The sequence below is a fragment of the Kitasatospora terrestris genome, assembly GCF_039542905.1.
Taxonomy (GTDB): Bacteria; Actinomycetota; Actinomycetes; order Streptomycetales; family Streptomycetaceae; genus Kitasatospora; species Kitasatospora terrestris.
On the sequence record NZ_BAABIS010000001.1, the window covers coordinates 1,436,444 to 1,451,032 of the forward strand.

The 14,589-nt window shown below is 73.3% G+C and carries 10 protein-coding genes; 4 read left to right on the forward strand and 6 right to left on the reverse strand.

Features of this window, described 5'->3' with window-relative positions; translation table 11 throughout:
- Window positions 1-90 precede the first annotated feature (90 nt).
- From ABEB06_RS06705 to ABEB06_RS06715, 3 genes are all read right to left on the reverse strand, one after another.
- Window positions 91-1,611 carry an FAD-binding oxidoreductase gene (locus ABEB06_RS06705; RefSeq protein WP_345695864.1) on the reverse strand — a complete coding sequence of 507 codons (1,521 nt, stop codon included), beginning with the start codon at window positions 1,609-1,611 and terminating at the stop codon, window positions 91-93.
- Window positions 1,612-2,162: 551 nt separating this feature from the next.
- Complete coding sequence (locus ABEB06_RS06710) at window positions 2,163-2,699, reverse strand: hypothetical protein (protein ID WP_345695865.1); 537 nt, start codon at window positions 2,697-2,699, stop codon at window positions 2,163-2,165.
- Window positions 2,692-3,651, reverse strand: a complete 960-nt coding sequence (locus ABEB06_RS06715) for a hypothetical protein (RefSeq protein ID WP_345695866.1) — start codon at window positions 3,649-3,651, stop codon at window positions 2,692-2,694. The genes ABEB06_RS06710 and ABEB06_RS06715 overlap by 8 nt, the downstream gene beginning before the upstream one ends.
- Window positions 3,652-3,789: 138 nt before the next feature.
- Here ABEB06_RS06715 and ABEB06_RS06720 point away from each other — a divergent pair, with 138 nt between their 5' ends.
- Complete coding sequence (locus ABEB06_RS06720; protein ID WP_345695867.1) at window positions 3,790-4,509, forward strand: HEAT repeat domain-containing protein; 720 nt, start codon at window positions 3,790-3,792, stop codon at window positions 4,507-4,509.
- Between the two features lie 82 nt (window positions 4,510-4,591).
- Here the strand turns inward: ABEB06_RS06720 and ABEB06_RS06725 are convergent, their stop codons facing one another.
- The 3 genes from ABEB06_RS06725 to ABEB06_RS06735 form a co-directional block, all read right to left on the reverse strand.
- Window positions 4,592-6,088 carry a SulP family inorganic anion transporter gene (locus tag ABEB06_RS06725; RefSeq protein WP_345695868.1) on the reverse strand — a complete coding sequence of 499 codons (1,497 nt, stop codon included), beginning with the start codon at window positions 6,086-6,088 and terminating at the stop codon, window positions 4,592-4,594.
- A gap of 40 nt (window positions 6,089-6,128) precedes the next feature.
- Window positions 6,129-6,734, reverse strand: a complete 606-nt coding sequence (locus ABEB06_RS06730) for a carbonic anhydrase (RefSeq protein ID WP_345695869.1) — start codon at window positions 6,732-6,734, stop codon at window positions 6,129-6,131.
- Window positions 6,735-6,939: 205 nt separating this feature from the next.
- Window positions 6,940-9,024 carry a SpoIIE family protein phosphatase gene (locus tag ABEB06_RS06735; protein WP_345695870.1) on the reverse strand — a complete coding sequence of 695 codons (2,085 nt, stop codon included), beginning with the start codon at window positions 9,022-9,024 and terminating at the stop codon, window positions 6,940-6,942.
- Window positions 9,025-9,193: 169 nt separating this feature from the next.
- Between ABEB06_RS06735 and ABEB06_RS06740 the strand changes: the two genes are divergently transcribed.
- The 3 genes from ABEB06_RS06740 to dacB all read left to right on the forward strand — a co-directional run bounded on the left by ABEB06_RS06740 (window position 9,194) and on the right by dacB (window position 14,586).
- A complete protein-coding gene (locus tag ABEB06_RS06740; protein WP_345695871.1) occupies window positions 9,194-10,153 on the forward strand; it encodes a LysR family transcriptional regulator in 960 nt (319 codons plus the stop codon).
- Window positions 10,154-10,321: 168 nt separating this feature from the next.
- Window positions 10,322-12,880, forward strand: a complete 2,559-nt coding sequence (locus ABEB06_RS06745) for a collagenase (protein WP_345695872.1) — start codon at window positions 10,322-10,324, stop codon at window positions 12,878-12,880.
- A 77-nt stretch (window positions 12,881-12,957) separates the two neighbouring features.
- Window positions 12,958-14,586: a D-alanyl-D-alanine carboxypeptidase/D-alanyl-D-alanine endopeptidase gene (dacB, locus tag ABEB06_RS06750; protein ID WP_345695873.1), complete on the forward strand. Its 1,629-nt coding sequence runs from the start codon at window positions 12,958-12,960 to the stop codon at window positions 14,584-14,586.
- Window positions 14,587-14,589: the final 3 nt, after the last annotated feature.

Here is a 14,589-nt window from a genome sequence, read left to right on the forward strand (position 1 = left end):
GAGCGCTCTGGGCGACGACGTCGGAGCGCTCACCGGTGCAGTGTCGCCGCCCGAACGCCCGTCATGCCAGCGGATTTTCCCTCGTCGGCCTCACGCGGAGGCGACCGACCGCGGGAAGGCGAAGACGCCGTCGGGGTCGTACTGCCGGGCGACGTGCTTGAGGCGCGGCAGGTTCAGGCCGTAGTACTCGCGTCCCCAGTCCGGCTGGTCGGCGTCCAGGTAGTTCACGTACGCGCCGGAGGTGCCGAGCCGCACCAGTCCCTCGCGGACCGCGTCGACCGTCTCCGTCGCGGTCTCCTCCCCGGCCGCCGTCGTGCCGATGTAGATCTGCACGCTCGCCGAGGCCGTCCGGTGCGGGAACGCGGTCGCGTCCGGTGCGAGCTCGGCGACCGCGCCGCCGAGCGAGTCGAACAGCAGGTCCACTCCGGGGCGCCCGGTCGCCAGCGCGTCCACGCCCGCGGCGTCCAGCGGCCGGCCGATCATCTGCGATCCGGCGACGAAGCCCGTCCGCTGCAGCACCCCGCCCTCCCAGACCGGGTGGCACTGCTCGACGGTGTCGGTGAAGCACCCGGCCATGTACTTCATGGCGTTCAGGTAGTCCAGCTCCCGTACGCTGCGGGTGGCCGGCTGCACTCCGGCCGCCGCGACCAGCCGGTCCAGCTGCGCGTCGGCGCCCGTCTTGTCGCCCACCCAGCAGGCGACCACCTTCGCGCCCGGCGGCGTGCCTCCCGACACCTGGCAGCTCGCCCACATCTCGAACGGCGCCATCGCCACCCACGGCTGCCACGCGCCGAGCACGTCCGCGACCGAGCCGCGCGGGAAGGTGAGCGACGCGACGGTGAGCACCGGCGCCGGCTCGGTCCGGAACTCGAACTCGGTGACCACGCCGAAGTTGCCGCCGCCCCCGCCGCGCAGCGCCCAGTACAGGTCCGGCTCGCTGCTCTCGCACGCGTCCCGCAGGCACGCGTCCGCCGTCACCACCCGCGCCCCGGCCACCCGGTCGCAGGTCAGCCCGTACTTCCGGGCGAGCACCCCGATCCCGCCGCCCAGTGTCAGCCCGCTCACGCCCACCGTCGGGCACGACCCCGCCGGCATCAGCCGCCCGGCCGCCGCCAGTGCCGCGTACACCTCGATCAGCCGTGCCCCGGCGCCCACCACCGCCGTGCCGTCCGGCCGCACCTCGATGTCGGCCATCAGCCGCAGGTCCATCACCAGACCGCCGTCCGGCACGCTGTACCCGAGGTAGTTGTGCCCGCCGCTGCGCGCCGCGATCGGGATCCCGTGCCCGCGGGCCACCTCCAGGCACGCCTGGACGTCCCCGGCCGAGGCGCACCGCGCCACCGCCGCCGGGTACTGGTCGTCGTGCAGCTCGTTGAACCCGAGCCGCTGCACCGGGTAGTCCGGGTCGCCCGGCATCACCAACCGCTCCCCCAGCCGCTGCCGCAGCGCCGCCCAGTCCGGCGGCACCGCCGCCCGGCGGCCCCGCCCGGGCCACGCCTCCACCCCGGGCCGCGGCACGCCCCCGTACGCCACCGCCTCCCGGCCCCCGGCCAGTGCCAGCGCCCCACCCGCACCCAGCGCCCCCAGGAACCCCCGCCGCCCGATCGCCATCCGCTACTCCTGCCACCCGCTCCGGCGCACCCGCCGCGCGCCCGCCGCACCTCGATCGTCCCCGACCCATCCCCTCCTCCCCCACACAACGCGCCCATCCCCGCCCACCTCGTGCCCACTGTCCTCCCCATGGCCCACAACCCCGGTGACATCCCGTCACCGATCCCGCCGCCCGCCGGCCCGTGCAGCACACCGACGACCGTTGAAGCGAGGGGACCACCATGTCGGAGCAGCCCCGCACCGACGGCAAGGACCCGGAGGACGGCAGACGCACCAGTCCGCCCGCTCCGCCCGCGTCACCCCCTCCGCGCCGCCCGAGACCGGACGGGCCGGAGGCCGAGCGGTCCGAGCCGAACGAGGGCGACTCAACCCCACTCGCACTTCGACCTACCCGCCGATCGGCCCACCGTCCGCCGCCGCGCCACCTCCTCCCACGCCGCCGGCACCCGCTGCGACGCCGAACCCCGCCGCCGCACGCGCGCCCGCCATGTCGCGGCTATGACGCTTCGTCAGCTTCCGCTCAAGAAAGGGAATTTGATCGATCCGGCGCGCTACACCGCACCCGTCGTCCCGCCCGCGCCGGGGTCGGCCTGCACCGGCGCCCGCCCGACCAGCCGGTTCACCGCCGACGCGATCGTCCCCACGTCGCCTGGCTCGCTCCGTCGCAGCACGAACATCTTTGTCAGCGCGATCAGCACCGGCCCGACCAGGATCGCCATCGGCCAGTAGTGGCCCGCCGCCCCGAACCAGATCGCCCCGCCGATGCACGACAGGCTCACCGCCGCACCCGCCGCGACCCCGACCAGGTGCTGCCGGTGGGCCTTCTCCGTCCGGTCGAGCCGCTCCCGCGACCTGGCGAGCTCCAGCTCGTACTGCCGGTCGGCATCCTTCAGCTCCAGCAGCCGCTGCTTGTGCTCGTGGTCGGCCTGGCGCATCCGGTACTCGTGGGTGCGCTGCAACTGCGGCTCCATCGCGGCGAACGCCGCCGCGAGGTGGCTCGCCGGGACGTCGGCCCACTCCCGCGCGATCTTGTGCGCCAGCTCCAGCTCCACCGAGCCGAGCATGACCTCGCCCTCCGGCTCAGCCACGGCCCGCCCCTCCCTGTCCGGCCCCGACCGGGCTGTCGTCACTACTGCCTCCGAGGCCTCCCGGCCCGTCCGGTGTCCGTCCCCATGACTGCGTCGGCGGCGGCCCGACCAGCAGGAACATCTCCGCCAACCCCATGCTGATCAGCCCGGCCGCCGCCGCGTAGTCCTCCGGCTCGTACGGCCCGCCGCCCCCCGAGCCCGCACCGCCACCCCCGGCGCCACCACCCCCGGCATCCGCGCCCCCCGCAGCCACCGCGCCCGCCACAGCCGACGGCCGCCCGGGCTCCGCGGGGGCCCCCCGGGCCCTGCCGCCCAGGTACTGGTCGATCGCCTGCTGCGCCAGCGCGGTCGCGGTCTCGGCGTAGCGCAGCCTCACCCGCGCCTCCTTCAGGGTGGCCGCCCGGTACTCGCCGCCGTTGGGTGGGCTCTCAAGCCGCACGACCTCCGCGGACAGCCGTTCCCGCTCGGCGAGGGAGTCGGCGAGTTCCTGCCGCAGGGCCATCTCCACGAGGTCGGCCCGGGCAGCGAGGGCGAGTTCCACCAACCCGGTCGCGCCGTCCAGGCGCCCGACCACGACCGGAACCCGGCTGCTCAGCACGGACGTTCGGGCCCCGGCCGACGCGGGCAGCCGGCCGTACAGCGGCCCGACCTGCACCAGCAGGTGACCGCGGTGCATGCCCACGACGCTCCCCGCCACCGACCGGTCGGGGGGCAGCGCATCCGCGAACGCTTGCCACGCGGCCCGGTCCGGCAGCGGCAGCAGCCGCCCGGTCCGGTCGCCCGTCAGCACGAACCGCACGACCTGCCGCGGGCACAGCGGAGCGCCGATCCCCGCCCGGTCGTAGTCGACCGCGTAGCTGTACCCGCCCGCCCCGACCGCCAGCACGTCCTCCGCGACGGCCTCGATCACCCCGACGAAGACGGACCCGGGCTTCGCCGCACCCCCCGCCACGCAGCCCCACCCCCACCCTCTGTCGATCCGCGGGACACGCTACGTTACAGCCGCCCCGGTGCCGGCCGTCACCGGTTCTGCGCACCTCGTGGAAATCCCCTCGCGCCGCCCGGCCGGCCCCGGCAAGACTGCTTGCCCATGGACAGCACCCTCGCCAGCCTCGTCGCCGAGCTCGACTCGGACAGCACCGAGACCGCCGAGGACGCCCAGCACGCCCTGATCGCCCGGGGACCGGCCGTGCTGGACGCGGTCATCGCGGCAACGCCCCACCTCGCGCCGTTCGGGCAGCTGTGCGCGATCGAGGTGTTCAACGCGTTCGACGACCCGCGCCCGGCCGATGTGCTGATCGCCCTGCTGGGGAGCGAGAGCGACGTGGTGCGCAGTTGGTCGGCCGAGGCGCTGGCCTCGCTCGGCGTCATCCGCGCGGCACCCGCCGTTCGAAGCGCCTTCGATCGGTTCCGGCAGAGCGGCGACGACCCCTCCTGCAGCGAGGGTGTGGCCCTGCGCCAGGCCCTCACCGACCTCGGTGCCCGGCAGGCGGTGCTCCCCGCACGGGCCGCTGAGCTCCTGCGGAGCCCGAGTGAACTCACCTGGCCGACCGCCGACCTCGCCGAGGTCGTTGCGGAGTTCGCCGCTCACCGGCAGGCGATCCTCTGCGTCCAGTTCTGGCGCGCGGACCCGAACGGCCACCGGTACTGGACCAAGGGCCCCGATCTGAGCTGGGAGGTCGACCGCCGGCTCCCGTGGGAGCAGACGGTGGCCGACTGCCGGGACTTCGCCCTGCTGGTCGCTGCCGAGGCCGACAAGTCCCCGAACCTGGTCGCCACCCTGGAGTGGATCGACGAGTCGGACCTCTGACCTGCGGTCCGCCGCAACGCCGGAAGGACCCGCAGCCGCACGACGCGACCACGGGCCCCGGAACCACGAACCACGGCCCCGGCTAGACCGCCGCCAGGGACGGCACGCCGAGCAACTCCACCTCGCTGCCCCGGTCGTGGCGCTCCTGCCAGGTCTGCAGCGCGCTGCGGCAGGCCCGGTCGAGGTAGCGCACGCCGGTCAGGTCGAGGCAGACGCACCGGTCGGCGGGCAGCTGTTCCAGCGTCTCCAGCAGCCTGGGCAGCCGCAGGAAGGTGGCGGTGCCGGTGAGCCGGACCAGCATGGAGCCGTCGGGGCGTTCGCCGACGGTGACCTGGAGCTGCGAGGTGTCCCAGGCGGACTTCAGGACGGCGAGCAGCAGTCCGAGCAGCACGCCTTCGAGCAGGTTGGTGACGACGATGCCGACGGCGGTGGCGGCCAGGATGACGGCCTCGCCGCGCTGGGCGCGCCAGAGCGGCACCAACTCCTTGACGGGCACCAGCTTGGCACCGGCGTGGATCAGCACGCCGGCCAGCGCGGCGAGCGGGATGGCGCCGAGCGCGTCGGGCAGCAGGACCACGAAGAGCAGCAGCCACAGGCCGTGCAGCACGCGGGAGGCCTTGGTCCTGGCCCCGGCCTGGACGTTGGCGGCGCTGCGGACGATGACGGCGGTCATCGGCAGGGCGCCGAGCACACCGCAGACGGTGTTGCCGACGCCCTGGGCGAGCAGTTCCCGGTCGTAGTCGGTGCGCGGGCCGTCGTGCAGGCGGTCGACGGCGGCAGCGCTGAACAGGCTCTCGGCGGAGGCGATCAGGGCGAACGCGAGCACGGTGCCGAGCATCGCGGTGCTGCCGAGCGCGCCGATCTCCGCCATGCCGGGCAGGTGGATCACACCGGCCAGGCCTTCCACCTCGACGCGGCCGATCGGCAGGTCGAGCAGGGCGGTGGCGAGGACGGCGATGCCGACGGCGCCGAGCGGGGCGGGGATCACCCGGACGCGGGCGGGGAGTCTGCGCCAGAGAACGAGCAGGGCGACGGTGCCGGTGCCGACGGCGGCCGCGGCGAGGGCGGATCCGCCGCCGGTCAGGGTGTCGAGGATCAGCCGGGGGGTGCCGAGCAGTTTGGCGACCCCCTCGGCGGGGGCCTTGGCTCCGGCGGCGGCGTAGAGCTGTCCGGCGATCAGGACCAGGCCGATGCCGGCCAGCATGCCCTGCACCACGGACAGCGATATGGCTCTGAACAGTCGGCCCAACTTCAAGGCCCCCATGGCCAGTTGAAGTAGCCCCGCAGCCGCGGTGATGACACCGAGGGCGGCCAGGCCGTGCTCCTGGACGGCGCCGAACACCAGGACGGTGAGTCCGGCGGCGGGGCCGGAGACCTGCAGGCTGCTGCCGGGCAGCAGGCCGGTGACCAGTCCGCCGACGATGCCGGTGACCAGGCCGAGTTCGGCGGGGGCGCCGGAGGCGACGGAGACGCCCACGCAGAGCGGGAGGGCGACCAGGAAGACGACCAGCGAGGAGGGGAGGTCGGTGCGGAGTACCGTTCGGTACGCGGAAAGCCGAAGGGCGGGACGACGAGTCATCGGGTCCTCGGTTTTTCAGAAGAAGGCGGACGGCGGCGGGTTACAGCGGCAGGAAGAGGCCGCTGTCGGCGCGGTGCGAGAGCACCAGGCCGGTGTGGATCTCGTAGAACCAGCCGTGGAGTCTGAGCCGACCGTCCGCCAGGCGTGCGGCGATGCCGGGGTAGCCGCGCAGCCGTTCGAGCTGGGCGAGCACGTGGCGCTGCACCGGACCGGCGACGGTCGGGTCGAAGACGTCGGTGGCGTCGGCGCGCAGGGCGCCGGGGTCGGCGGCGGTGCTGAGCCAGTCGCGGACGGCGGGCACCACGCTGAGGTCGTCTCCGCGGACGACGGCGCCGACGGCGCCGCAGTGCGAGTGGCCGCAGACGACCAGGTCGCGCACCTCGAGGACCTCTACGGCATACTCGATGGTGGCGGCCTCTCCTGACGGTGCGTCAGGACGGTACTCGGGGACGATGTTCCCGGCGGTGCGCAGCTCGAAGAGGTCGCCGGGGTCGGCGCCGGTGATCAGCGCCGGGACGACCCGCGAGTCGGAGCAGGTGATGAAGAGCGCCTGCGGGGACTGGCCCCCGGCGAGTGCGGTGAGGTGTCGGCCGCCCGCCTCCGCGCGCTGCGGGAAGGCTCGGGCACGGTCGATCAGTGGATCCATCGAGGGGGTCCCTCCGTTGACCTGACGGTTAGTCAAGTCAATGTAAAACAAGGGTCAAGCCAAGGCAAAGGCAACCTCGGAAAGTATGTTGTGCCGATTTGGTTAACAGTGTGTTACCTGGCGCGCCGGGGCCACAAGGCCGCACCGGACACTTCGTAAAATCGTCGGAGCGCGCACGTACCATTTCCCGCGCCCGGCGCCCGGATCACTCGGGGAGCGCCGCCCCTTCACCCTGCTCCGCCGGCTCGACCGGCTGCTCGGCCCAGATGGTCTTGCCCCGCCGGGAGAAGCGGGTGCCCCAGCGATCGGCCAGCTGACCGACGATGAACAGGCCGCGTCCGCCCTCGTCGGTGCTGCGGGCGCGCCGCAGATGGGGGGCGGAACTGCTGCTGTCGGAGACCTCGCAGATCAGCTCCCGGTCGCGGATCATCCGCAGCCGGATCGGCGCGGCACCGTACCGCACCGCGTTGGTGACCAACTCGCTGACGATCAGATCGGTCGCGAACTCCAGCTCGGCCAGCCCCCACTCGGCGAGCTTGTGCTCGACCAGCCGCCGCGCGGTGGCGACCACCGCCGGGTCGCCGGGGAAGCTCCAGGCGGCGACCCGGTCCTCGGCCAGCGCCCGGGTCCGGGCGACCAGCAGCAGGACGTCGTCGCGCTGCCGTCCGGACAGCAGGCCGTACGCGATGTCGTCGGCGAGGGCGCGCGGTTCGCGCTCCGGGCGGGCGAGCAGCCGGGCGAGCCGCCCGAGCGGGTCGCTGCCCCGGACGGCGGAGGTCAGGCCGTCGGTGTGCAGCGCCAGCACGCTGCCCTCGGCGAGTTCGAGGGTGGCGGTTTCGTAGCAGCCGTCGCCGAGGCCGAGCGGCTCCCCCGTCACGATCGGGTACGGGACCTGCTCCCCGTCCGGCCCGACGATCAGCGGGCCGGGGTGGCCGGCCGAGGCGCCGACGCAGGTGCGCTCGACCGGGTCGTAGACCAGGTACAGGCAGGAGGCGACGCCCCGGCCGCCGGCCCGTCGGCGGCGGTCCTGCTCCACGGCGAGCACCCGCGCGGTCTCGTCCAGCCGGACCAGCAGCTCCTCGGGCGTCAGGTCGAGGACGGCGAGGGTGCGCAGCGCGGTGCGCAGCTGGCCCATGGTGGCGGCCGCCTCGATGCCGTCGCCGGTGACCGCGCCGATGGCGAGGCCGACCCGGGTGCCGGAGAGCGGGATGACGTCGTACCAGTCGCCGCCGCTGCCGACCGCGCCGGGCAGGTAGAGGTGGGCGGCGTCGACGGCGGAGAGCCGCTGCGGCTCGCGGGGCAGCAGGTGGCGCTGCAGGGTGGTGGCGATGTTGCGCTCGCGGGCGTAGCTGCGGGCCTGGTCGATGGAGAGCGCGGCGCGGGCGGCGACCTCGGTGGCGAGCTGCAGGTCGTCCTTGTCGAACGGCTCGGGGTGCCGGTAGCGGTAGAGGCCGACCACGCCGAGCAGGGTGTCCTGGACGGTGAGCGGGACGACGATCACCGTGTGGATGCCGGTGGCGAGCAGCGGGCGCAGCCGTTCGGGGTCGGTGTCCAGCCACGGTTCGGACGGGTCGAGGTGGGTGATCAGCCGGGGCCGGGCGTCGTCGAGGCTGCGGGTGAACGGGGTGGACACGGGGAAGGTGCTGAGCTCGCCGGGGCCTATCGGTCCGGTGTCGCCGTCGAGGGAGCGGAACGCGGCGCGGCGCAGCGGTGCGTCGGCCTCGACCGGGCCGTGGCGGGCGGGCAGGCCGCGCATCGGCTCGTCGAGCAGGTCGACGGTGATGGCGTCGGCAAGTGCGGGGACGGCGACGGCGGCGAGCTCGGCGGCGATGCCGGGGGCGTCCAGCGAGGCGCCGATCCGCCGGTGGGCGGCGTGCAGGACGTCGAGCCGGCGGATGGCGGCCTGCCGCTCGGTGACGTCCTCGACGGAGGCGAGGCCGAAGACCTGTCCGTTGTCGAGCCGGATCCGGTACATCGACACCGCGACGGCCATCTCGTGCTCGGGCCGGCCGGGGACGTAGCCGCGGACCAGCAGCTCGCGCACCCGGACGCCGTCGCGCAGCACCTCGCGGGCGAGCTTGTCGAGCTCCCCGGTGGCGAAGCCGGGGGCGAAGTCGGCGACCGTGTGGCCGAGGATCCGGTCGGGCGGGACGCCCCGGACGCCGCGGCCGGTGCTGTTGTAGCGGACCACCCGCAGCTCTTCGTCGAAGAGGAACATCCCCTGCGGTGACTGCGCGAACAGCGCTTCGAGCACGGCGGCGGAGACCTCGTCCCGGTCAGCGTCCAGCAACCCCTCACCTCCACCCGTCCCTCCCACCTTCGCATCTGTCCGCCCCCCGGGCATCTCGGGACCGGATCACCGACGGGTCGCCGATCGGGCAGGCGGTTTCCGTTGTCGTGCGCCGTCCGGTGGATCTCCTAGGGTGGCGGCCACGTACGGATCGGCGGGGGGATCGGCCTTGGACATCGAACTTCGGTTGCTGCGGATGCTCCTGGTCATCGCGGACTCCGGCAGTCTGGGCCGGGCGGCGGTGGCGACGAACTTCTCGCAGCCGTCGGTCAGCGGGCAGCTGAAGCGGCTGGAGGCGCAGTTCGGCGGTCCGCTGTTCGAGCGCGGGAGCAGCGGGGTCCGCCCGACCGCGCTGGGGGCGCGGGTGATCGAACAGGTACGGGACGTGGTCGCCCGGGTCGACGCGCTGGGGCAGCTGTCGCCGGTGGCGGGCGACGGCGCGGGCCGGACCTTCCGGCTGGCCTCGACCAACACGCCGATCCTGCCGGGCATGCTGGCCCGGGCCCGGGCCGTGGTGCCCGGCCTGTCACCGCTGGTGAGCAGCGTGTACGCGTCGACGCGGATCGTCGAGCTGATCGAGCGGGGCGAGGCCGAGGTGGGCCTGGCGGCGGACTACCCGGGGGCGGAGCTGCGGCACTCGGCGGCGCTGGCGCACCGCGGGATCGTCACCGAGCCCGGTTTCGTGGCGCTGGCCGCCGACCATCCGGCGGCGCGGCAGGCGGAGGTGGACCTGGCGGACCTGGCGGACTGCGCTTGGTTCGTGACGCCGGACGACGGGGCGGGCTGGCCGGGGGTGTTCGAGGCGGCCTGCCGGGCGTCCGGGTTCTCCCCGGTGGCGGTGCACGAGTTCCTCGGCGACCAGCAGCACCTGCAGTCGATGATCGCCTGCGGGCTGGGGGTGTCGGTGGTGCAGGCGACCATCCGGCCGGCCCCGGGGGTGGTGGTGCGCCCGCTGGTCGGCACTCCCCTGTGGTGCCGGTACGTGCTGGTGTGGAGCCGTGAGCGGGTCGACGAGGAGCTGGCCGGGGCGCTGTTCGGCGCGGCCTCGTACGCGTACCGGGAGCTGATCGCGCAGTCGCCGCACTTCCGGTTGTGGGCGGCCGGCAAGTACCGGCTGCCGCGCAGCTGACAGATCGCCCCCTCAGCCCGGGTGATGACCTGTACCGTGCAATGTCATATGACCTGTGACATTGTTCTGCGCTGGATTCGGTGTCAGGATGCTCTGCGCAGCACACCCCCGTGCTCCGTCTGATGCTGCGTGAGCTCCCACTCACCCCCACTCCAGAAGGACTTGCCCGTGCGCCTGCGCATACCCCTCTCCTCGCTGGCGGCCGCGGTCGTCGCGTGTTGCGCCACCACCGCCGTGCTCCTGCCGGCTGCGGCGTCCGCCGCACCCAAAACCCCCGGAAGCTCCACGTCGGCCCCCGCCGCCGCCCCGAAGCCGGCCGGCTTGGGAGGCGTCCCGACCCTCTCCGAGGCCCTGGCCCCGCCCAGCGCCCCGATCCCGGCCGCGCTGCTCAGCCAGTCCCTGCTGGGCGAGCCCGCCGCCACCTCCGGCGCCCCCGCCGCCGTGCCCGCGCCGAAGCAGGCGCCGTCCGCCAAGCTCGGCGCGGCGGCCGAGGCCGCCGTCGCGGCCTCCTGCACCCCGGCGGACTTCTCCTCCCGGACCGGCGCCGCCCTGGTCTCCTTCGTCCAGGCCTCGACCCTCGACTGCGTCAACTCGCTGTTCAACGTCACCGGCGCGGACACCGCGGGCGTCTTCAAGCAGTCCCAGATGCTGGCCGTGGCGAACGCCTTCAAGGCGCAGGCCTCCTCCTACGCAGGCAACAACAGCGGCAACTTCCTGCAGCTGGTGCTGTTCCTCCGGGCCGGCTACTACATCCAGTCCAACAACGCCTCCACCGTGGGCGGTTACGACGCCACGCTGACCGACGCCGTCAAGGCCGGGCTGGACGCGTTCTTCGCCGGCGCCCGGTGGAAGGACGTCAACGACGCCAACGGCGACGTGCTCAAGGAGGTGCTGACCCTCACCGACAGCGCCAACATCCAGGGCCAGTACCTGAACGTCTACAAGCAGGTGCTGAACGGCTACGACAACACCTACAACGCGTTCCCGAAGATGGTGAGCGCGGTCAACTCGGTGCTGCGCTTCCCGCTCTGGCGGGCCAACTGGAACCCGTCCTTCGTCAGCGCCCTCGGCGCTGACACCAGCCTGATCCCCGCGCTCGCGGCCTTCATCACCAACCACAAGGACCTGCTGGGCGGCCCCAACGAGGTGCTGGTCACCAACGCCGGCAACGACCTGGCCCGGATCGCCGGCGACGGCGGCGCCGTGGAGACGGCCGCCAAGCCGCTGGTCAAGCAGGTGCTGGACGGCGCCCCGATCCTGGGCGCCACCGGCTCGCTGTACGTGCACACCGCCTACCAGGCGAACTACTACAACGGCGCCAACTGCTCGTACTACGGCACCTGCAACCTGCCGGCGAAGCTGACCGCCGCCGTCCTGCCCAACCAGCTGGTCTGCGACAACCGCACCCTGCAGACGCAGGACCTGACGGCCGCCGAGCTGGCCGCCGTCTGCGCCAGCCTGCGCGGCGAGGACGCCGCCTTCCACACCGTGGTCAAGGACAACGGCCCCGTCCCGAACCAGTACGCCAAGACGGTCACCTTCGGCATCTTCGCCAACAAGACCGACTACACCACGTACTCCTGGGCGATCTACGGCAACTCCACGGACAACGGCGGGCAGACCGTCATGGACGCCACCGACCCGAACAGCCAGGCCGTGACCGTGATGTACCGCAAGTCGTGGAACAACACCGACACCGCGCGGGTGTGGAACCTCAACCACGAGTACACCCACTACCTCGACGGCATCTACGACATGAAGGGCAACTTCGGCACCCAGACCTCCGTCCCCAACATCTGGTGGATCGAGGGCGTCGCCGAGTACCTGTCCTACACCTACCGCGGCGCGACCGACACCGACGCGATGGCGGAGGCGGGCAAGCACACCTACAAGCTCTCCACCATCTTCCAGAACACCTACGGCAACTCCGACTCCACCCGGGTCTACCCGTGGGGCTACCTCGCCGTCCGGTACATGCTGGAGAAGCACCCGAACGACGTCGCCACCATGCTCGCCCGCTTCCGCACCGGTGACTACGCCGGCGGGTACGCCGTCTACAACGGCGTCGGCACCTCCTACGACGCCGACTTCGACGCCTGGCTGACCGCCTGCAACGGCGGCGCCTGCTACGCCACCGGCCCCACCTCGCTGTTCAACGCCTCCATCAGCGCCAACACCGTGACCCTCACCGACCGCTCGGTGCAGACCGGCGGCGGCCAGATCACCGGCTGGCACTGGACGTTCGGCGACGGCAGCTCCTCCGACGAGCGCAACCCCAGCCACTCCTACGCGGCCGCCGGCACCTACACCGTCGCGCTGACCACCACCGACAGCAACGGCCGGATCGCCACCACGCCGCTCGGCGTCACCGTCACCGCGCCGCCGGCCACCCTGCCGACCTGCACCGACCAGCGCACCGACGCGATGGGCCAGAACTGCTCCCGCACCGGCCGCGCCCGCACCGCCGGCAACACCGACTACCTGTACGTCTACCTGCCGGCCGGCACCACCACCCTGAAGGTCACCACCTCCGGCGGCACCGGCACCGTGGGGCTGTACTACAACAACAGCACCTGGGCCTCGCCGAGCGCGTTCACCGCCTCCTCGACCAACGCCGGCAGCACCACCCAGTCGATCACCGTCACCAACCCGACGGCCGGCTACCGCTACGTCAGCCTCTACGCGGTCACCGACTTCAGCGGTGTGACCGTCACCACGCAGTTCTGACAGATTCGCGTGCAACCTGTTGATCGCTTGACGCGTGCATGTGTGTGACGGACCGTCGTCTCACACAGGAGTACTTCTTGACCGCGCACCTCGCCCGGCGCCCCGTGCGCCGGGCCCTGCCGCTCGTCGCCCTCTCGCTGGCCGCCACCCTGCTGGTCGGCTCGGCGCACGCCGACAGCCCCACCCCGGCCGACCCGACCCTGGCGGGCGACCTGGACGCGATCCTCTCCGACGCCCGCCTGGCCAACGCCCAGGCGGGCGTCGTGGTGCTCGACGCGGCCACCGGCAAGCCGGTGTACCAGCGCCAGCCCGACGCCCTGCTCACCCCGGCGTCCACCCTGAAGACGGTCACCACCGCCGCCGCGCTCGACCTGCTCGGCGCCGACCACCGCTTCACCACCGAGGTCCGCACCGTCGGCACCCAGCGCGGCAGCGCCCTCTTCGGCGACCTGGTGCTGCGCGGCGGCGGCGACCCGAGCCTGCGCCCGCAGGACCTGGACGCGCTCGCCGCCAAGGTCGCGGACGCCGGCATCACCGTGGTCACCGGCCGGCTGCTGACCGACGCCACCCGCTACGAGTCGACCCCGCTCGGCCCCGGCTGGGCCTGGGACGACGAGCCCTACAGCTACAGCCCGCAGATCTCCGCGCTGACCCTCGCGCCGGACGCCGAGTACACCATGGGCGCCGCCCAGGTGATCGTCACCCCCGGCGAGGCCGGCCAGCCCGCGAAGATCACCTTCAACCCGGCCGAGACCCCGCTGACCGTCAGCGGCCAGGTCACCACCGGCGCCGCGGGCAGCGGCACCACCGCCGGCGTGGAGCGCAAGCGCGGCGCCAACGTGCTCGCGGCCTCCGGCTCGATCGCCGCCGGCTCCGCCCCCGCCACCTACTGGACCACCGTCGAGAACCCGGCCGCCTACACCGGCGCGGTCTTCGCCGGCGCGCTCGCCAAGCACGGCGTGCGCGTCGTCCAGCCCACCGCCGCCGCCACCGGCAGCGAGCAGTCCCAGGTGCTGGCCAGTCACGACTCCGCCACCATCGGCGAGTTGATCACCCCGATGCTCAAGCTCAGCAACAACGGCATCGCCGAGCACCTGCTGAAGGAGACCGGCAAGGTCAAGGGCGGCACCGGCAGCTGGTCCGCCGGCATCACCCAGGTCCGCGCCTTCCTCAAGGCCAACGGCCTGGAACTGCCGGCCGGCCGCCAGGTCGACGGCTCGGGCCTGTCCCGCTACGACCTGGTCACCCCGGCGAAGATGGCCGGTCTGATGCAGCTGGCCTCCACCAAGCCCTGGTTCGACGCCTGGTACGCGGCGCTTCCGGTGGCCGGCAACTCGGCCCGGATGGTCGGCGGCACCCTCACCGCCCGGATGCGCGGCACCGCCGCGCAGGACAACGTGCACGCCAAGAGCGGCTCGATGGGCGGCGTGGACAACCTCACCGGCTACGCCACCGCGCCCGACGGCCGCAAGCTGGTCTTCACCGTGATGGTCAACAACTTCGCCGGCACCAGCCCGCGCCCGCTGATCGACGCGGTCGCCGTCCGCCTGGCCGCCGGCCACCCCGCCGCGCCGTCCACCGCGCCCGCCGCGCCGAAGCAGCTCCAGCAGGCCCCCGGCGCCCGCAGCGCCGCCCCGCAGCAGAGCGCCGACAGCCCGTCCACCCAGACCCGCTGGGAAGACTGCGAGCTGCTCGCCCGCTGCTGACCC

What these genes read in the sequence shown, in the direction of transcription:
- ABEB06_RS06705 (WP_345695864.1), bottom strand. Translation starts at nt 1,611, where the DNA reads ATGGCGATCGGGCGGCGGGGGTTCCTGGGGGCGCTGGGTGCGGGTGGG.
- ABEB06_RS06730 (WP_345695869.1), bottom strand. Translation starts at nt 6,734, where the DNA reads ATGGATCCACTGATCGACCGTGCCCGAGCCTTCCCGCAGCGCGCGGAG.
- ABEB06_RS06720 (WP_345695867.1), top strand. Translation starts at nt 3,790, where the DNA reads ATGGACAGCACCCTCGCCAGCCTCGTCGCCGAGCTCGACTCGGACAGC.
- ABEB06_RS06725 (WP_345695868.1), bottom strand. Translation starts at nt 6,088, where the DNA reads ATGACTCGTCGTCCCGCCCTTCGGCTTTCCGCGTACCGAACGGTACTC.